The following is a 20,031-nucleotide window of genomic DNA, read 5'->3' on the forward strand; positions in this document are numbered from 1 at the left end:
AAAAAATATGCTTGAATACATTACAAATGCGCAAGATTGTGCATAATGGAAAGGTCTCTAGTTACACAGGTTAAATTTATGGATCCGTCGCCGTGCGTTGGTCTGATTGAAGATATTCTTACAATCCAGAATGAGGAAGAGGGCTAATGGAATTTTTGTTAGATCCCGGAATCTGGGTTGGTTTACTTACATTAATTATTTTAGAAATTGTACTAGGGATTGATAACCTAGTCTTTATTGCCATTTTGGCAGAAAAACTCCCTCCAGAACAACGTGATAAAGCCCGCGTACTTGGTCTTTCACTCGCATTATTTATGCGATTAGGATTGTTATTTGCAATCTCTTGGTTGGTCACATTAACAAAGCCCCTGATTACCGTTTTTGATTGGACATTCTCTGGTCGAGATCTCATATTATTGTTCGGTGGATTGTTCTTAGTCTATAAGGCGGTCACAGAGCTGCATGAGAAATTAGAAGGTAAACCAGAAGTTCAAGTGACAACAAAAGTGGCTTATGCCAGCTTTACCGCAGTCGTGGCACAAATTGTTGTCTTAGATGCAGTTTTCTCTCTTGATTCTGTTATTACAGCAATCGGTATGGTCGACAACATTTATGTCATGATGGCTGCAATGATTGTTGCAATGGCAGTGATGTTACTTGCATCTAAACCGTTAACGGCCTTTGTAAACCGACATCCGACTGTCGTGATCCTATGCTTAAGTTTCTTATTGCTGATCGGTATTAGCTTGATTGCAGAAGGCTTTGGTTTTCATATTCCGAAAGGCTATATCTACTCAGGTATTGGTGTTGCGATTATCATCGAAGCCTTTAACCAGTTTAGTCAACGCAATGCTCAAAAACACGAAGCGAAAATTCCATTACGTCATCGTACTGCGGACAGTATTTTAAAGCTGATGGGTGGACGCTTAGAAGCCGATCAAGTCGGTAATCAGGCGCAAGAAACCTTTGCAGATGAAGAGCGTTACATGATTGGTGGTGTATTGACGCTTGCAGAGCGTTCAGTTGCGTCGATTATGACACCCCGTAATCAAATTTCTTGGGTGGATTTAAATGACACACCTGAGCAAATTCGTGAGCAAGTCCTTTCGGTGCCGCACAGTTTATTCCCTGTGTGTCGTGGTAGCTTGGATAAAGTCATTAGTATTGTCCGTGCGAAAGAACTTATTGATGTTCTAGACAGTGAAGATGATCTAAAAGCATTGATTAAACGTCATCGTCCAATCTTTATTTTCCAAAAGATGAAGGTGATTGATGCGATTAATACCTTGCGTACCTCTAAAGGCTCTTTGGTGCTGGTTACGGATGAGTTTGGGGCGGTACAAGGTCTGATTTCACCACTCGATGTGTTTGAAGCGATTGCTGGTGAATTCCCTGATGCAGATGAACAACTTGATTTGATTAAAATCGATGATGAACATTGGAAAGCTTCAGGCATGCTCGATCTGTATCAGTTAGAACTTGAATTGGAAATGCTGGATTTGATCGAAGAAGATGATGGTTATATCAGTGTTTCAGGTCTTATTTTAGATCAGACCCACGGCAATGTAGAAGTCGGGACTGTGGTTGATTTTAAAGGCATCCAATTTAAAGTTACGGCAATGGATGAAAACCGCATTAAAACGGTTGATATCTATTACCAAGCTTAATGCTTAAATTTTAAAAATAACTCAAAGACAGCTTTTCGAAGCTGTCTTTTTTGTATGACTAGAAAGTATAAGAAATCCTATCCAAGGAGGCTGTAATTCACTATGTTAAAACGTATTATATTTACATGATGTAACAGTCAAAAAACGCTGCAACTTTTGGGCTTTTAGAGGGCTAAAACGATTCAAAAGTAAGAAATATTGATAGGGTTGATTTTAAAAAAGCATGAGGTTAAATAGCGATTCATTTTTAACTTGGGGTTTTAATCATCATTGATGATCTATGAATAATTTTATTTCATTTAAATACCGCTTCGGAAAACTTTATAACTAGGGACTTTGAAGAAATTCAAAGTTAATCCATTAAAAAAATGGGTGTTGGTATGGCGATCACTGAGAATATCATTGATTTTAGTAAACTCACGATTGAAGAAAAACATGAGTTGTTTCAACGGCTCTGGGAGTTTGATCAATGTATTTTTCCAACTTCTAGGATTGAGCAACTTTATCAATACATGCATGACCCAGATATTGTTGCCTTACCAATCATTCAGTATTTTGAGCAGGAAAAACTGATTGGGCAAAACATTGTGCGTATATTAAAAATTATGCATAACAATCGGCCGATTTTTATTTTTAATTCACGCGCTGGGGTATTGGTTGATTATCGTCGGAAAAACCTGACCTTAAACTCGGCGATTAAAGTGGCAATGCAGTATCAGATTCGATTTCCAGCGATTCCGATGTGGTTTGTGGCTACATTGGCACAACCAAAGGTATATACATTATTTGCCTCGCGCTCTGTTAAGTTTTATCCAAGGCACGGTGTCCCGATGCCCACTGAGTATGCGGATGTTTTAAATAGTTATAAAATCCGTCAGCATGATGTGCAGCATCGGGCTGAGGATATTTTTGTTCATCGTTGTGATTTACCGAAGGTGACGCCTGAGCAATTGGTTCGGCTTCGGAAAAAATCTGATGAACATGTTCAATTTTTTATGCAGCACGTGCCAGATTATTTTGATGGCATGGGGTTAATGTGTATTTGTAAATTAAATGTTTCAACCATTTTTGAAGCAAGTATGAATCTGGCAGTTGGGCGAGCAGTTTAATGACGGACATGGATGTGTTATGGGACAAATGACGATATATCTATTATTAGGTTTTGGTGCGGCAATCTTTTTAACGGCTTGTCAGCCTGCAGAGCAAAAAGTACAAGAGCAATCGCAGAAATGTGTTGCACCGGAAAAACTGGTCAAACAAATTTATGACCAAGAGTTGAAGTTACATGCTTTGAGTAAAGATCAACTTACTGCCTATTTTGAGCCATCGTTAGCGGAACGTATGCAAGAAGAAATTAACTGTAAGCAGTCGCAACAAGCGTGTAATGTGGATTTTGATATTTTCACGGATAGCCAAGATCCGCAGCAAGATTCGAAAAAAGGCGTTCAGCCTAAACTGAGTTTTGATGAAAATAAAAACGTCGTTCGTGCTGAGTTTAAAATTGGCGATGAAGCCAAAGTATTAAATTATGAAATGAGTGATGGCGACTGTTCAAAAATCAAAAATATTGTTTATGCGGGGGACTATGACCTCGACATGATTTTGAGTAATCCAACAGAAACGATCGAAGATTCAGAAATGTTTGATGCTAATGCTGCAAGTGACAGCACGGCACAGTAAGCTTTTGACGCGTTCTAATTATAAAAAACAGCGTGAAACCCTGAACAGCTTGAGTCTTTTACTCAAGCTATTTTTTTCTCAAGCTATCGTAGCTTCATAGTGCATAAATTTGCATGTTGGCAAGTTGATTGAAATCATCTTCATTGAGATTATAAATTTCATCTAAAAATGCAACATTAAAACTGCCGACACTTGAGCTAATTTCATAGGCTTTTTGACCCGCAATCGCAAAGTGCAAATGTGCTGCGACCGTGCCAGCAGTTAGTGATTCACTTACGGCGCAATAAGCTGCTGTTAGCGCACCTAAAGCGCAGCCAGAAGCCGTCACTTTGGGTTGTAAGTAAGACCCACCATTAATCTGTATCACTGCATTCATTTCTTTCGATAAGATGAAATCTGATTCGCCTGAAATTGCCACACATTCACAGTGTTCTAACAAGGGCACAGCATTTAAATAAATCTCGGCACTATTGAGCGTGCTATCGACACCGCGGGATTCACCTTGATTACCTGCAAGACAGCTGATTTCTGATGCATTGCCGCGAATAATACTTGGCTTGTATTGGAGTAATTGGTCAACCATTTCAGATCGCCACGGCAAAACGGGGCCATAACCGACAGGGTCAAGCACCCAAGGTTTATTTAAATTTTGTGCTGTTTGTGCAGTAATTTGCATGGCCTGCATTTGTTCAGACGTTGGCGTACCTAAATTGATATTCAATGCACTGGCAATCGAGGCAAAGCTTTCGGCTTCAAAGGGATTGTCAATCATTGCAGGAGAAGCACCCGCAGCCAAAAGGACATTGGCGACATAATTGCTCGCAACTGCATTGGTGATGATGTGCACCAAAGGTTGTTTGGATTGAAGTTCAATCCACGCATTAATGACGCTTTGCAAAAGCGGGCTATTTAAGTCAGTCAATTCACTGTTCATGGTCGTTTCAAAATTTTCAGATTGATTCATCGGTTTCTCCCTTAGCGGGTGAAGTAATGGTCTTGATGTTTACAATTACGGCAGAACAGGGTCACATAATCTGCGGCATCATAATCGACAGAGAGCTCTTGTGAACCACAGTACATGCAGCGCTTTGTGGAATAAAAATTTAAGCGAGGTTCGATTTTTTTCCAAGCATGGCGTATCGGTTGCACAAAGATACTTTCATCGAGTCCTAAAAAGTGAAAGAGCAAAATTTCACTCATTTTACTAAAGGGGAGTTGTGGCGGACGAGGTAGAGTAAAGGTTTCCCATTTTTCCTGTAAGCCACGTTCACGATATTGCTGTAAGGTCTTTTTTAACAGATTTGTATTAATGAAATTTTCATTACGCACTTGCAGAGCTTTTTGTTTATGTAGGTATTCGAGTGCTGACTGAATCATATAGTAAATCTGCCCAACCGCAAGATGGTCGAGTAGGCGATAACAGAACACTTGAAAGCTTTTATTCCCTGCAATTTGAATGCCCCATGTCTTACAGTAAAACTGCATAAATTGCACAATTTCTTGAAACAGTAGGAGATACAAACATTCTTTCACTTCGTCAGCGCTTTTAAACGGGACACCCAAGGCTAAATTTTCATAAAACCAATGGCGGAGTTGCTGCGCTACGCTAAAAAGACTGGGCTCCGAATAGCCATCCAGACGGACATTGATATAAAACTGTTCAGCTTGTAGCGCATCATCTTTCACAATCAAAATTTGCTCATGCACGAGATGCTTTTTGAGTGATTGTTGGAAGAAATAATTCGGGCTGATGTTATGATACTTAATAGCGTCCCAGTCGATAAATTCTTGATGCGCCGTATGTTCTTGGACGTGATTATCCAATAAAGCCAGCAAAAAGAGTTTCTGTAAAAAACTCAGTTCACTTAATTCACGTTCAACGATATCTTTATTTTTGAGTTTACGCTGTTCTTGTAAACGGGTTTCTTTCAGTAGTTTTTTTCGCGCAGCCTGACAGTTTTCACAATGACAGTTGTATTGCTGTTCTGGAAATATTTGATGATGACAGTGGCTACACTGATAAAAATTAAATTCTTGCTCATCTAATTTTTCAGCATCTACCCAATACATTGATGCACGACACAACGGGCATTGCGTACTTTCATCCATTTGTTTGCGTAGAATATTGAACATGTTGCCAGCGTTTCTTGAAAGGTTAAATTGATTATACACATCTCTGTTTGAAGACGGGTTTGCAATTTCAGTTGCGGCAGCTCAGGCGATATGTCGACAAATAAAAAAACTGCATAGTGATGATGCAGCTTTTAGTCAGAATGGATTATTAATAGGCGGCTGGGCATGGGATCGATTCGTCCTCCTCTCCAAGTTGTTTGGCTTGTATTAAAGCTTGCACTTTTTTAGACGCGACTTTTTTAGTGCCTAATGCACTATATGAGTTAAGTAATGAACTGACCTCAAAGGCTTTGAGTGGAATCCCTTCGCAAGTCATAAACATTGCAATTACTTGATGGTCGATATTTGCAGCATCAAGCGCTTGCAGGGTCTTCATATTTTCAATACGGATGATGTGTTCTTTAATAAACATAATGCACCTCTTTTTGTTTTAGCCTGATGATTTTGCTTTTGGCAATTAAGTAGATGCAAAACGCATGCTCAAATGTTTTGAGTAGACATTTTAAAGCAGATAAACTTTATAATTATTTACTAAGATATTGAAAATAAATTATTAATTTAAAAGTAACAAAATAATATTGATGCGTATGGCTATGTCTAATGAATTCTCAAAATGCTTAAACTGTTGAAAAAGAAACATCTTGGTGCATGGTTTAAACAGAAGTATGCAATCAAATCCAAATTAGAAGACTGAGATTATTTGAGAGCTTAGGTGCTTTTTGGAGGGAATCGTCTAAGCGATTGGATTTGAAAAGTATATTTGTATATATTGAGCTTATAATTCTAATGATCTTAACTTGCAGGACTGAAACAAAGCGGAATCTACTGAAATTGATACATAGTATGATTCAGCTGGATTTCTAAAGGTTTTGATCTTTTTTTATCCTTTCTTTGTATGGAATACATATGTCAGACGCACTTAAAAACAGCAATATCACCCGTATGCAATTATATAAGCAGCCACAGGGTACGGTTGGTGCGCTGATTATTGGGCATGATCAAACACTGGAAAAGACGATCGAGTTATTGGGCCTGGCGCAGCAACATCAAGTATCTAAAATTTATGTGGCGGGTGCGACGGAAGAAATTCAGCAATTCCTCACCTCAAAAGTCACGGCATTTCAATTTTACTTTGCTGCAGACTATGACAGCGCACTCGATTTAATTTTTGCAAATCAATAATCCTCTAAGTCTTAAGCAGGTAAGTTTGAGCGCAATAATTTGAACGTACAGATGGATTAAGCACCTGTACTTTCTCTGTCTAGTATATAGGCGCTTTATTTATTTTAGGTAGATAAAAAATTTGCACATTGTTATAGCTGTACTCAACTCAGGCATTTATTTTGCTTAAACATGGCGAAAATATGTGCCAGCCTTTAAATTATTCTATAAAGATGATTGAAAACAACATGCGCTGAGCCCATATATAAATCATTGTAAATGCGAAGACAGCTTATGCATCTTGTCGTATGATCAAGTCATTCACAATGTGTTCAAAAAGCTGATGAAGCAATAACTAAGGAATAGGACGAGATATGAATATTGCGGCAAATCCAGTGGTCGAAGCAGACCAAACTGTTTATTTAAAAGATTATCAAAAACCATCATTTGTCGTAGATAGTATCGATCTTGATATTCAAGTCTTTGATAAGCATACGAATGTAAATGCAAAATTAGTGATGCAGCGTCAAACGGCTGGAGATTTGGTGTTATTGGGTCGTGATTTGGAACTCAAATCAATTCGCTTAAATGGTCAAGTTTTGCCAGCAGATGCCTATGTTGTAGATGCAGAACAACTGGTGATTTCAAATGCACCTGACCAAGCTGTCATTGAAACCGAAGTCGTGATTCATCCTGAAAGCAATACTCAACTCGAAGGTTTATACCAAGCGGCAGGCGATTTATTCGTTACTCAAAACGAGCCTGAAGGCTTCCGTAAAATTACCTATTATCCTGACCGTCCAGATGTGTTGTCGGTATTTACCACACGTGTCGAAGCGGATAAAAAATTCCCTGTATTACTTGCCAATGGTAATTTGATTGAAGCGGGTGAAACCGGTGAAGGTCGTCATTATACCGTTTGGCAAGATCCAACCAAAAAACCATCGTATCTATTTGCTTGTGTGATTGGTGATTTGGCAGTACTTAAAGACACTTATGTGACGTCTGAAGGTCGTAATGTTGCTTTAGAAATCTATGCAGAAGAAAAAGACATTCCAAAATGTCATATTGCCATGGAAGCTTTAAAACATTCGATGCGTTGGGACGAAGAACATTATGGTCGTCCTTATGATTTAGACAATTATATGATCGTGGCAACCAGTGCATTTAACATGGGTGCAATGGAAAACAAAGGTTTGAATATTTTCAACACCTCTTGTGTGCTTGCTGATGAAGAATACACCACTGATGCTGCGATCATGCGCGTTCAGTCTGTGATTGCACATGAATACTTCCATAACTGGACGGGTAACCGTATTACCTGTCGTGATTGGTTCCAACTCTGCTTAAAAGAAGGTTTGACGGTATTCCGTGATCAGTCGTTCTCAGAAGATTTACAATCTGCTGCGGTACAACGAATCGATGACGTTGCTGTGTTAAAAGCTCATCAGTTCCCAGAAGATTCAGGCCCGCTTTCACATCCACCGCGTCCAGATCATTTTGTTGAAATTAATAACTTTTATACCGCAACTGTGTATGAAAAAGGTGCGGAAATTAACCGCATGATGGCGACACTCTTGGGCAAAGAAAAATTCCGTGCAGGTACTGACGAATATTTCAAACGCCACGATGGTCAAGCTGTGACTGTTGAAGATTGGGTAGCAGCTCTGACAGCGGGTTCTGGTGTAGATTTGTCGAGTTTCTTGATTTGGTATAACCAACCGGGTACACCAAAACTTGAAGCAAAAGGTGAGTACGATGCTGCAAATCAAACCTATACTTTAAGCTTGAAACAAAGCTTAAAAGCTCATCCGAAATATCCAAATTTAAAAGCTGTGCCTATTCCTGTGGCTTTGGCATTGTTTGATGCGACGAGTGGTGAACAGTTAGTTCTCAGCTCAGATGCATTGGTTGAAAATGGCATCAAAGATGGCGTGTATTTATTTGATACCGATACTGCAACCATTACATTTAGCGGTGTAAAAACTCAGCCTGTTGTTTCTTTACTACGTAACTTCTCTGCACCTGTTAATCTTGAATTTAACTATTCAGATGAAGAGCTTGCATTCCTTCTGCAGTATGAAACCAATGGCTTTAACCAATGGCAGGCGGCGCAGAGCCTGGTCGAAAACATTCTGCTGAAAGATCATGATGCGCAAATTTATTTAGATGCGATCAGTTCGCCTAAGCTGCTGCCTCAATTGGTCTGCAAAGATCCGTTATTGGCTTCACGCTTGCTGGATGTTCCGGCTGAGGGCTATTTGGGCAGCCGTATTGATGAGAACTACAATCCAGCCATGATCCAAGAAAAGCGCAATGCTTTACTTACCGCTGTTGCATTGTCATTTACCGGTTTCTGGAAAAATATTTATCAAACATTAGAAGCGCCTGCAGAGTTCAGTCAGGCAATGGGTGTGCGCGCGCTGAAAAATATCGCTTTGAATATGATGGCGCGTCAGGGGGATAAGTCAGTATTTGATTTAGCCTTTGAACAGTTTAAAACCACGCAAAATATGTCTGAACGCCTTGGTGCTTTAAAAGTATTGGTTTGGAATGATGCACCACAAGCACAGCAAGCTTTAGAAACCTTCTATACACGCTTTAAAAATGAAGCTTTGTCGATGGACCAATGGTTTATGTTGCAAGCGGCTCATCCGAAAGCAACTGCGGAAACCATCAAAGCACTTACTGCTCATCCTGACTATGACTTGAAAGTACCGAACCGTATTCGTGCGGTTACAGGCGGTTTAAATAGCAATCCTGTTAATACATGGAGCTTTGGTGTGCAGCACATTGTTGAATTGGCAAAATTCCTCGATGAGAAGAATCCAATTGTCGGTTCACGGTTACTGCAAATTTTGTCCCGTTGGTACACTTTGGCAGAACCGCAGCGTAGTGAAGTCAAAGCAAAACTTGAAGCACTTAAACCTGTTGTGAAATCGAAGAATGTGTCAGAAACATTAAACAGTATGTTGAGTGTTTAATCGTTCAACCACATTGTACGATTGATTTGAGTTAAATCAGTCGTACTGAAATGAGCCTATTGCCATGGCTATGGCAGCAGGCTTTTTTATATCCAGTCTTTTTTATATCCAGTCTTTTTATCCAATCTTTAGCTAGGATTGAAAATCAATCATGTTTAGATGACTGGAACTGAATGATTTTCTCTAATTATTCATTTAAATTGCATAATAATTGCAATACAAATCACATAATGGCGTTACAATGATTTCGGTTTATCCTATTTATAACTGTATGCGGTAAGGCATCCAAGTTTATGAATGTTTAGATATTTTTATCTATTTCATTATGCAAGATTTTTGAGGCGAGTCATGTTAGTTAAGGTTGATGATGGTTTTTATTTAAACTCACATCATATTATTGCAATTCGGATTAATAGAGATTTGCTTGATACCTTTGTTGTTTCGGTAGAATACACACCGAACAGTGTGCAAAACACAGGTGTATTTGAAAAGAAATTCAATGCGCGCCGTGACGCAGAACAATACCTACAGACTCTGAATCAAATCATTGGTAAATCGTAAAAGCTAAAGTGCATATCGAATATTGTCTAGATTGAAAGCGATATGATATGCATTAGACTTAGATTGACGTCTAGCAAAAGGGATGAAACGCATCCCTTTTTTTGTGCTTATCTGAGCGAAACTAATGTGAAGAATTGAAAATAAATCATTCTATCGATACAACTCGATTTGCACGTCCGATATTTTCCTGACATGCTGTAGCCATCGAAAATGAGTTAAAACTATATGCGAATCAGTATTGTGGGTGCAGGTCGTGTTGCACATCATTTGCTCAAAGTACTTCATCCACAACATCACATTGTGCAAGTTTATGCGCGAAATCTTGATAAGGCAGAAAAACTTGCAGCAAGTGTAGGTGCCGAAGCCATTCATACCCCAAATAAGTTGAATGCTGAGACTGATCTTTTGATCATTGCGGTGAGCGACCAATCGATTGCAACCGTTATTCATCAAGTGAAAGCTTATTTGCCACAAGTTTTGATTGTGCATACGTCAGGTAGCACCAATATCACGGTACTGACCCAACAGCATTCGCGAGCAGGGGTGTTTTATCCTTTACAAACCTTTAGTTTAGATCGAGATGTGGACTGGATGTCGACACCGATCTTTGTAGAAGCGGCCGACTCTGCAGATTTGACGACACTTACAGATTTAGCAAACAGCATTAGCCAAAGGGTTTATCAATATGATTCGGCACAGCGCTTGAGTCTGCATCTTGCTGCGGTGTTTGCCTGTAATTTTAGTAATTATTGTTATGACATGGCAAAGCAGATTGTTGATGCAAAACAAGTCGAATTTAGCTTACTTTATCCTTTGATTTTAGAGACAGCCAATAAAGCTACTCAGGCTGAACCACGTAACATGCAAACAGGCCCTGCAATGCGTGGGGATCAAAATATCATGCAGATGCATGCCAATATGCTTGAGCAAGCTGATCAAGTCGATCTGAAAGCGGTCTATGAAATGTTGAGTCAGCAGATTCTTGGGCATCATCAGAAATAAACAATCCATATAGAATAATGAATATTTATTAGCTTAGACATACATGTCAAACAGGATGTTACATGGCAAAAGATTTTAATAGCCCACAAGTGGTCGAAAGTTATGATGCACATATACGTAAATTAATTCCTGGTTATGAACTTGTCCATCAACAGATTCAGGCGGTGTTAAATTGCTATGTCGCTGAAGATGCCCATGTACTGATTATTGGATGTGGGACGGGCTATGAATTGGGCTATCTCATGACCTTGAATCCAACATGGTCATTTACCGTTACAGAATTGTCTGAAAACATGCTGAATCAAACACGGCAACGTATTGAAGCCGCTGGAGAGTTGCATCGCGTCAATTTTATTTTGGGCAGTCATACTACTTTTGAGCAGGCGAGTTGTTTTGATGCGGTGCTAAGTATCTTGGTGACGCACTTCATTGCGTTGTCCGAAAAAAATGAATTTTTAACAAAAGCTTTTGAATTGCTTAAACCGCAGGGCATTTTTTTAAGTTTTGACTTGATGCAAACTCATTCGAATTTTGAGCAGCGTGTCCTGCCTGAGTTTTGCCAAATGCAAGGTTTATCTGCTGCACAAGCGACAAAAATGATGCAGCGTTTAGAGGATGATTTTGAACTGATTAGCCAGCAGTATTATCAAAGCTTACTGAGGGAAATAGGCTTTGATCAAATCCATTGTTTCAGTCAAATCTTTAGCTATGCAGCTTACTGTGCTTTTAAAACGTCGATTAATTGAAAAAAATAATAGAGTCCACGATTGGGCGTATGAAGTTCATCGATCAATTTGACAGATATTGATGCCACCTTGCAAGAGTGAAGCATGAAACAAAATTTCGATCATCAGTTTCATCCTTCTTGCACGGTAGCGTGTTCATTTTTTTAAAAAAGAAACTTTTCAGTCAGCGTTAAATCACTTATTGTGCATTTATAAAAAGAATCAATTGGATGAAAATAATGTCAAAAATGGAATTTGATTATATTGTGATTGGTGGCGGAAGTGCGGGATGCGTACTGGCTGCACGCCTTAGTGAAGATCCGAATATATCCGTGTGCTTGTTAGAAGCAGGTGGGCAAGGTGATCAGTGGACGGTCAATATTCCAGCTGCGTGCGTCGTGAGCCTGCCGACCAAGATCAATAATTGGGCCTTTGAAACTGTGCCTCAAGCTGGCTTGAATGGTCGTAAAGGCTATCAACCACGTGGAAAATGCCTTGGTGGTTCATCCAGTATTAATGCCATGATTTATATTCGTGGACATAAAAATGACTATGATCAATGGGCAGCACAGGGCAATACTGGCTGGTCATACGACGAGGTCTTGCCCTATTTTATTCGCTCAGAAAATAACAATCGAATACAGAATGAATTCCACGGTAATGACGGCCCTCTATCCGTCACAGATGTGCAAAGCGATAATATTTTCCATCAACGCTATACCGAAGCGGCTCGTGCACAAGGCCATAAAGTCCTCGATGATTTTAATGGTGCAGAACAAGAAGGCTTAGGGGTTTATCAGGTTACGCATATCAATGGAGAACGTTGTAGTGTGGCGCGTGCGTACTTATTTCCACATTTAGATCGGCCAAATTTAACTGTATTAACCAAAGCAACGACACATAAAATTACCATAGAGCATCAAGTTGCGACTGGTGTAGAAGTACAACATGCAGGGCAAATGAAACACCTAAAAGCCAGACGGGAGGTCTTACTCAGTGCCGGAGCGATGCAGTCACCGCAGATTTTAATGTTGTCTGGAGTAGGCGATCAGACCGAACTCCAAGCGCATGGCATTGAAGTGAAACACCATTTACCGGGTGTAGGAAAGAACTTCCACGATCATCCCGATTTCATTTTTGGTTATAAAGTCAAAGAATACCAAGGCACATTTGGCGTGTCCTTACCTGGCTCAATTGATATGTTCAAGCAGATCAGTCGCTATCGTAAGGAACGACGAGGTATGATTGCTTCAAATTTTGCAGAATGTGGTGGTTTTCTAAAGTCTTCACCCGATTTAGCCATTCCAAATTTGCAATTACACTTTGTTGTGGCGTTAGTAGATGACCATGCACGTAAATTTCACGCAAGCCATGGTTTGTCGTGTCATGTGTGTCTGCTCAATCCAAGAAGTCGTGGCACGATCAAACTAAGTGGTTCCAGTATAAATGATCCATTATTGATTGATCCAAACTTTTTAGGGAATGAGCAGGATTTAGAAGATTTGGTACAAGGCTTTAAGTTGACGCAGCAATTAATGATGTCTCCGTCTTTATCGAGTCATTATCAGCAAGATTTATTTACCTCACTGGTCAAAACAAATGATGATATACGTGCAATCTTACGTCAGCGTGTGGATACGGTTTATCACCCTGTCGGTAGTTGTAAGATGGGCGTAGATGAGATGTCTGTGGTTGACCCTGAATTGAAAGTCTACGGGATTCAAAACCTTCGTGTAGTCGATGCCTCCATCATGCCTTCTGTGGTGAATGGCAATACCAATGCCCCAACAGTGATGATTGCTGAAAAAGCCGTGGATATGATTCGTCAAAGTCAGCTCCAAGCGCAAGTAGCCTAGGTGTAAGCAGTTTTCCTGTGATTTGAAACAACACAGATAAATCTTAGATCAAAAACAGCAATAAAAAACCACCGCTAACGGTGGTTTTTTATTTCATTCAAAAATTAGTTTACTTTTTTGAAGATGAAGTCATTAATTTTATGGCCTGCTTCAATTCCGCGACGTTCAAATTTAGTTTGTGGACGCCAGTCTGGACGAGGGTAGCTATTGCCTTTACCCGCAAGGTTTTCAAGACGTGGACGTTCTTCAAGAACTTCGATCATCCATTCAGCATACGGTTCCCAGTCAGTCGCTGAGTGGAATGTACCGCCGATTTCTAATTTTTCTTCAACCAATGGCATACGGTCATGAGATACAAAACGACGTTTGAAATGACGTTTCTTCTGCCATGGATCTGGGAAGTATAATTGGACAGTATTAATACTGTTGTCTGGCATTTCACGTAGCACTTGGATGGCATCGGCATCCAATACTCGTAGGTTAGTTAAACCTGCAAGACCGGCTTCATACACACATTGAGCGATACCCGGAACATGCACTTCAATGCCGACAAAGTTGCGTTCTGGATTTGCTTTTGCCATTAGTACCAAAGAGCGGCCCATACCAAAACCGATTTCTACAGTTAGTGGGCGTTCAGGGTGTTCAAAATGCTGACGCAAATCACCAACAGGGTATTCCAAAATTAGATGACCATATTGTTCCAGCGCAGTACGTTGCGAAGTATTAAGTGGCGCAGAGCGGCGCATAAACGTCACGATTTCACGGTGTTCGTTTAGGTTATCCAGATCTACTGCGTGCTGGTCTAATTGATCGTTCGACATAACTTTGGCAAATGTAAAAAATTCGAATGCGGTATTTTAAGTCCTGAGATGCACAAGTCAAATTTTTTACCGTGAATAAATCCGCTTTTTGCTCAATCTCACCGACTGAAGCCGTGCTGAGCATTTGCAATGAGCAGTCAAATGCTCAGCTCAAAAGTGATGAAATAACATTAAGCTAGGCGTTTTTATCGTCAAGATCTTCATTATCAGCACCGTCAAGCTTAAACGGCAAAATGGCCTCAAGCACGGTACAACCCGGCTGTGACTGTATTTTAAATTCACCACCAATACGATGGATTCGCGTTTGCATACTGTGAAGGCCGACATGTAGGCCTTGCTCAACTTCGTCAGGGTTGAAGCCGATACCGTTATCTTCAATACGTAAGATCAGCTGAGTCTCTGTTTCGCACAAACTGACCTGAACTTTGCTTGCTTGACTGTGCTTTAAAATATTGGTCAGGGTTTCTTCTGCGACACGAGTCAAATTGAGACATTGGGTCGCAGAGGGTGAGTGAATCCATTCGGCAGCAAATTTCCAGCTCGAGCTCATGTCTAATTCTTCAAAGAGCTGTACAAAGCGATGGCGAATCGGCGCCGCCCATTCGATCGGGGTGTCTGGAACTTTCGTCCCTATACTTGAACCCGAATCGATAACTTGTCTTAAATCATTTCGGAACAGTTTAAGCATCGACATGATTTGTGGTTTTTCAATTTTGTCATTTTGTTCTAACAGTAAAATTGAACGGACAATAGATCCGCCTAAACCATCATGCAAGTCATGAGATAAATGAATTCGTTCTTGAAGTCGTGCATTTTCAAGTGCGAGTTGATGTTGTTGACCGAGTGAGGTAGCAAGTTTCAGTTCTGCACGTTGTACATTTTCAGTTAAGGTCTTATTAAAACGTTCAATTTGACGGGTGTGTCGAGCTAAACGCAAAGCCAGTACGCCACCCAAAACGAGGGTCGTTAGTGGGCCAGTATATGGTGAGAGCGCATGGCCTTCCATGGTCATCATAAAGTGCGCATCATGTACCGCAATCGGTAAATAAATCAGATACAGCGTTGCAAGCAAATAGGTTTCGGCCATTTTGGCTTTATACGCCAAGTACGGGTAGCTAATACATTTGGCCACAAAGACTAAAACAAAGAAGCTAAAACAAATTTGGATGACGGTCTTTAAATAAGCCTCTGGTGCAAAACCAATACAGATCGCTGCGATAGTGGCAAGGCTTAATAACAGCTTTTGAATTTTTGGGAAGGGGTGGTTTGCAAAATACCACGCACCAATACAGCCAAAAACCGTATAAAAACAGAAAATAATATTTTGTAGACGATCGACCTGTACGGTGGTTAGTAATGCAATTGGCCCATTAAAAATAATACACAGGCTATAAAATACCCAAGCCATGCCTGTAATGGTTAACCATAAGTAAGCTCTTTCATTACGATTGGCGAGCCATGCTAAAAAAAAGAACACGGCCACGACGAAATTAATCATCGTATTCAGTTCGACTAATTGTCGTTGTTCGAGTAACCAAATTTTAAAGGTGTCATAGACTTGCTGGTAATCCCCAATTTGAACTGAACTGAGTCCTGATTTTTGGGTCACCGAACCATACACTTGCACCCAAATGGTATTTACACCTTGCTTTAAACTCGAGCTAGGTAAGTTCAACAGTCTAGGTTGATGTTGGCTTCGCGAAAAATGTTCTGCTGAAATGTAATCTTGCCAAAGTAGGGCTTCGTTGATATAAACCCGTCCACTTTGGGTGATGCCTTGTATAGCGATAGCAATGGGTTGATTTAACTGATGGAGGTCACAGTTCAACTTAAATTGGATTTTGTACCAAGCGATACCATGATAATCCGGCCAACGTTTATTCCAAGTGTCTGGAAGCTTTTGCAGATTTTGCCAACCTGTACGTGGGCGCTCTTGCTCGACAGCGATTTTAGCTGTGGCAATATGGGTGATTTCAACAGGACAATGACTGCTTGAGATCTGTGGGGTGGCATTGGCAAAACTGGGTATAGCGATACAACATAGCAGGCAAAATAGACTCGCTAAGACCAGCAGCCGATTTGCTTGAATGCAGTGTCGTGACCAAAACCAAACCATCAAAATTCCCCCAATTTTGTGTATCCACAATTTAAAAAAATATATAGAAAGTCACATCAAATCTTTGTTTTATTTTTAATAGTTATAATTTTATGAGATGAATTATACAGTTAAATCGAATGAATGGTGAATTTTTCTCTTTTTTATAGGCTTAGTATTATATGTAATGTCATTACACATCAGAGCTTCGATCTTTGAAACCCTTTGCTATATACATCCTGCATAGGGTTTCAATAGGTCACACTTTATTGAAAATTGATTTGATTCAAAGTGAATATTTCAAAAATCCATTAGTCACTGACACGGTCAAGTAAAGTGCTACTTGCTTCATTTAAGCCAAAAACCTCTACTTGAATCTGTCTTGATTCAAATTTTTGCACGACATTCTTCAAAATATTAACAGAAGTAATATCCCAAATATGTGCATGACTCAGATCAATTCGCACATGACTAACCCTCTCCTGAAAATCAAAAAATTGATAAAAACTCTCAGAGCTACTAAAGAAAATTTGTCCATAGACTGTGTAGCTACGAATATTGTCTTTAAGTTCTGATGTGACTTTTACCGAACTTTCCAGTTGATTGATAATAAACAACGCAGAGAGGAGCACACCAACCAATACGCCAAGCGCCAAATTATGTGTTGCAAGCACCACGATCACCACAGCTATCATCACGACATTAAAAGACATCGGATGCTTTGAAAATTGCTTGACTGAATTCCATTGGAACGTAGTGAATGACACCATGACCATAATCGCGACTAAGGCCGCCATTGGGACATAAGCCAACCAGTCTTTTAAGAACACCACCAAACACAACAAAAATATACCTGCAACCAAAGTGGAAAGGCGAGTTCGCGCGCCAGAACTAACATTAATAATCGACTGCCCAATCATGGCACATCCAGCCATGCCGCCCATAAAGCCACTGACAATATTGGCAATCCCTTGACCACGACATTCCTGATGACGATCTCCTTCAGTTCCCGTGACTTCATTGATCACTGTCGTGGTCATCATGGTTTCTAATAGACCAACTGTTGCTAGGGTGATGGAATAAGGGAAAATAATCGTGAAGGTTTCAAGATTGAAAGGAATTTCAGGAATCAAGAAAATAGGTAAAGTCTCTGGAAACTTACCCAAATCACTCACAGTACGCAGGTCAGCACCTAAAAATAATGCCAAACCACTGAGGACAATAATGCAAATCAGTGGTGATGGAATGGCTTTGCCAATTTTAGGTAGATATGGAAAAAGATAAATAATCGCAAGCCCTAAAAGCATAAAGACATAGCCCCAACTATCCATCTTTGACATTTCAGGTAGCTGTGCGACAAAAATCAAAATCGCGAGTGCATTTAAAAAACCATACACCACTGACTGCGAGACGAAGCGCATAAGTTTTGCGACTTTAAAATAGCCAGCAATGATCTGAATCACACCAGTCAAAACCGTGGCAGCCAAAAGGTATTGCAAACCATGATCTTTGACCAAAGTGATCATAAGTAAGGCCATCGCACCCGTAGCAGCTGAAATCATTGCTGTACGACCACCAAAAAAGGCAATGGTGACGGCGATACAAAACGAAGCGTACAAACCAACCTGAGGGTCAACCCCAGCAATGGCTGAAAAGGCGATCGATTCTGGAATTAGCGCCAGTCCAACTACTAAGCCAGCGAGCACATCGGTACGAATATTGGAAAACCATTGTTCTTTTTTAAGTTGTAACACGGTAACTTTTCATCAAATCTTAAACGCGGCTATGTTAAAACAACTGAGTATAAAAATGCATAACAGATTGACTTGAAATCTTCTTGATAATGGACAATAGTCAATGAGTATATGTGTTTCAGCATTTACGCTTTTTTGCAATTTACAGGTTTGATCACTTGAAAGTTTGACAGAAGAGATTTAAAACATTGAATAGTACATAACAAGGATCAGATATGAAGCTTTATTATTCTCCAGGTGCATGTTCATTAGCATCACATATAATTTTAAATGAAATTAATGTCGATTTTGATTTGGTCCGTGTTGACCTAAAAAACCATAAAACAGAAAAAGGGGTGGATTATTACGAGATCAACCCAAAAGGTTATGTGCCTGCATTAGAAATTAACCCAGGTTTGATCCTGACCGAGAACGTGGCAATTTTACCGTTTCTTGCACAGCATGATCCAAAACAAGACTTAATTCCGCCATCAGGTTTAGGTCGTGCCAAAGTTTTAGAATGGCTTGGCTATTTGAACTCAGAATTACATGATGCTTATGCCGTATTCTTTGGTGCTCCACTAGATGCAGACGCTAAAGAAAAAGCCTATGCAGAAATTGATCGTTTATTGACATATATCGATAAAGCGATTGGTGAATCGGATAACGATTATTTAGTCGATGATAACTTCGGCCCAGCGGATGCCTATCTCTTTGTACTGACAAATTGGTCAAATGGCATCGGACATGATTTAACGCCATATAAAAATATCATTGCATTACGAAACAAAGTTGCAGAGCGCCAATCAGTTCAAATTGCGATGCGTGATGAAGGATTGATTCCTTAAGTTGTGTATTCAAATTGAATTAAAAAAACCGCCGAAATTGGCGGTTTTTTATTGCTCAGGTTTAGCTTAATACTCGAACTGTGTATAGAAATCATCAAAGTTAATATTTTTAAGCGTCAGTTGCTGTGGTGCTTTGAAGGTTGACCATTTGGTCTGAGTTTTGGCATCTTCAAACATATTGCCGCCTACAATTTCCTTACGTTTTAAGGTCGAAAAATTATAGCTTTTCGATGTTTCTTCACCAGAAGCTCGGTGAAAGCTATTGTAGTCAAAACCAATCAGGTCAAAGCGTTGATTTTGCCAACGGAAGGTATAACTATGTCGGGGCCATTCCCAGCCACCACAAGCCATAAAATAACTAAAATGAACGAGTAAATTGCCTTTACTGATTTGGATGTCTTCTGCTTCAGCAAGTGGATCAAGTAAGCATGAATTGGGCTGCTGAGCGACTGGGATACTGTTGTTTTCAACGATACGTTGATATCCCTTTGCGGTTTTAAAAAATACGATGAGTTGTCGTGGATGGTTATGAACGACTTTGCCATCGTCATCATAGGTCGCTACATCGACTTTTTGCTTTTCCACGATCATCGCAACATCTTGCATTTGATCTTTGTTTAGGTCGCCAGTCGTAGTCATCAAAATGTTCCAACCTTGAGGCGCAAGTGATTTGGCTGTGCTAGGCACTTGGGCAGACAGCCAACTAGATGCGGCACAAAGACTCAAAGTACACAATATATGGGATTTTTTCATTGTTATCAGGTT

The 20,031-nt window shown here is 40.0% G+C and carries 17 protein-coding genes; 10 read left to right on the forward strand and 7 right to left on the reverse strand.

Annotation, left to right across the window (positions count from 1 at the left end; translation table 11 throughout):
• The first annotated feature begins 146 nt into the window (after positions 1-146).
• The 3 genes from FTU64_RS00330 to FTU64_RS00340 all read left to right on the forward strand — a co-directional run bounded on the left by FTU64_RS00330 (position 147) and on the right by FTU64_RS00340 (position 3,347).
• A complete protein-coding gene (locus FTU64_RS00330) occupies positions 147-1,667 on the forward strand; it encodes a transporter associated domain-containing protein (RefSeq protein WP_078188911.1) in 1,521 nt (506 codons plus the stop codon).
• 380 nt (positions 1,668-2,047) lie between these two features.
• On the forward strand, positions 2,048-2,776 hold the full coding sequence (locus tag FTU64_RS00335) for a hypothetical protein (RefSeq protein WP_180059035.1): 729 nt from the start codon (positions 2,048-2,050) through the stop codon (positions 2,774-2,776).
• 19 nt (positions 2,777-2,795) lie between these two features.
• Positions 2,796-3,347, forward strand: coding sequence for a DUF3828 domain-containing protein (locus FTU64_RS00340; RefSeq protein ID WP_180059036.1), 552 nt, complete (start codon positions 2,796-2,798; stop codon positions 3,345-3,347).
• A gap of 94 nt (positions 3,348-3,441) precedes the next feature.
• On the opposite strand, the gene thiM is transcribed toward FTU64_RS00340, so the two are convergent.
• The 3 genes from thiM to FTU64_RS00355 all read right to left on the reverse strand — a co-directional run bounded on the left by thiM (position 3,442) and on the right by FTU64_RS00355 (position 5,892).
• Positions 3,442-4,311, reverse strand: coding sequence for a hydroxyethylthiazole kinase (gene thiM / locus FTU64_RS00345; protein ID WP_180054547.1), 870 nt, complete (start codon positions 4,309-4,311; stop codon positions 3,442-3,444).
• An 11-nt stretch (positions 4,312-4,322) separates the two neighbouring features.
• Positions 4,323-5,480 (reverse strand): hypothetical protein, encoded by a 1,158-nt coding sequence (locus tag FTU64_RS00350; RefSeq protein WP_180054545.1) that lies wholly within the window; start codon positions 5,478-5,480, stop codon positions 4,323-4,325.
• A 148-nt stretch (positions 5,481-5,628) separates the two neighbouring features.
• Entirely contained in the window at positions 5,629-5,892 is a 264-nt protein-coding gene (locus FTU64_RS00355; protein ID WP_078193641.1) for a hypothetical protein, read from the reverse strand.
• Between the two features lie 494 nt (positions 5,893-6,386).
• On the opposite strand from FTU64_RS00355, the gene FTU64_RS00360 reads away from it, so the two are divergent.
• The 6 genes from FTU64_RS00360 to FTU64_RS00385 all read left to right on the forward strand — a co-directional run bounded on the left by FTU64_RS00360 (position 6,387) and on the right by FTU64_RS00385 (position 13,769).
• Positions 6,387-6,662: a hypothetical protein gene (locus FTU64_RS00360; protein ID WP_078193640.1), complete on the forward strand. Its 276-nt coding sequence runs from the start codon at positions 6,387-6,389 to the stop codon at positions 6,660-6,662.
• 353 nt (positions 6,663-7,015) lie between these two features.
• Complete coding sequence (pepN, locus tag FTU64_RS00365) at positions 7,016-9,625, forward strand: aminopeptidase N (RefSeq protein ID WP_180054543.1); 2,610 nt, start codon at positions 7,016-7,018, stop codon at positions 9,623-9,625.
• Positions 9,626-9,973: 348 nt separating this feature from the next.
• The gene (locus FTU64_RS00370; protein WP_180003031.1) at positions 9,974-10,186 is read left to right on the forward strand and encodes a hypothetical protein; all 213 of its coding nucleotides are present in this window, start codon (positions 9,974-9,976) and stop codon (positions 10,184-10,186) included.
• A 225-nt stretch (positions 10,187-10,411) separates the two neighbouring features.
• The gene (locus FTU64_RS00375) at positions 10,412-11,188 is read left to right on the forward strand and encodes a Rossmann-like and DUF2520 domain-containing protein (RefSeq protein ID WP_180054541.1); all 777 of its coding nucleotides are present in this window, start codon (positions 10,412-10,414) and stop codon (positions 11,186-11,188) included.
• A gap of 62 nt (positions 11,189-11,250) precedes the next feature.
• Positions 11,251-11,934: a class I SAM-dependent methyltransferase gene (locus tag FTU64_RS00380; RefSeq protein WP_180059037.1), complete on the forward strand. Its 684-nt coding sequence runs from the start codon at positions 11,251-11,253 to the stop codon at positions 11,932-11,934.
• 218 nt (positions 11,935-12,152) lie between these two features.
• Positions 12,153-13,769: a GMC family oxidoreductase gene (locus FTU64_RS00385; protein ID WP_180059038.1), complete on the forward strand. Its 1,617-nt coding sequence runs from the start codon at positions 12,153-12,155 to the stop codon at positions 13,767-13,769.
• A 104-nt stretch (positions 13,770-13,873) separates the two neighbouring features.
• On the opposite strand, the gene trmB is transcribed toward FTU64_RS00385, so the two are convergent.
• The 3 genes from trmB to FTU64_RS00400 form a co-directional block, all read right to left on the reverse strand.
• The gene (gene trmB / locus FTU64_RS00390) at positions 13,874-14,590 is read right to left on the reverse strand and encodes a tRNA (guanosine(46)-N7)-methyltransferase TrmB (RefSeq protein WP_078188891.1); all 717 of its coding nucleotides are present in this window, start codon (positions 14,588-14,590) and stop codon (positions 13,874-13,876) included.
• Between the two features lie 175 nt (positions 14,591-14,765).
• A complete protein-coding gene (locus FTU64_RS00395; RefSeq protein ID WP_180059039.1) occupies positions 14,766-16,706 on the reverse strand; it encodes a sensor histidine kinase in 1,941 nt (646 codons plus the stop codon).
• A 290-nt stretch (positions 16,707-16,996) separates the two neighbouring features.
• On the reverse strand, positions 16,997-18,439 hold the full coding sequence (locus FTU64_RS00400; protein ID WP_180059040.1) for a SulP family inorganic anion transporter: 1,443 nt from the start codon (positions 18,437-18,439) through the stop codon (positions 16,997-16,999).
• A gap of 215 nt (positions 18,440-18,654) precedes the next feature.
• Here FTU64_RS00400 and FTU64_RS00405 point away from each other — a divergent pair, with 215 nt between their 5' ends.
• Positions 18,655-19,266: a glutathione binding-like protein gene (locus FTU64_RS00405; protein WP_078188886.1), complete on the forward strand. Its 612-nt coding sequence runs from the start codon at positions 18,655-18,657 to the stop codon at positions 19,264-19,266.
• A gap of 66 nt (positions 19,267-19,332) precedes the next feature.
• Here FTU64_RS00405 and FTU64_RS00410 read toward each other — a convergent pair whose 3' ends face one another.
• Entirely contained in the window at positions 19,333-20,019 is a 687-nt protein-coding gene (locus FTU64_RS00410; RefSeq protein WP_180059041.1) for a hypothetical protein, read from the reverse strand.
• Positions 20,020-20,031 lie beyond the last annotated feature (12 nt).

Source organism: Acinetobacter sp. YH12128 (assembly GCF_013418655.1).
GTDB lineage: Bacteria > Pseudomonadota > Gammaproteobacteria > Pseudomonadales > Moraxellaceae > Acinetobacter > Acinetobacter amyesii.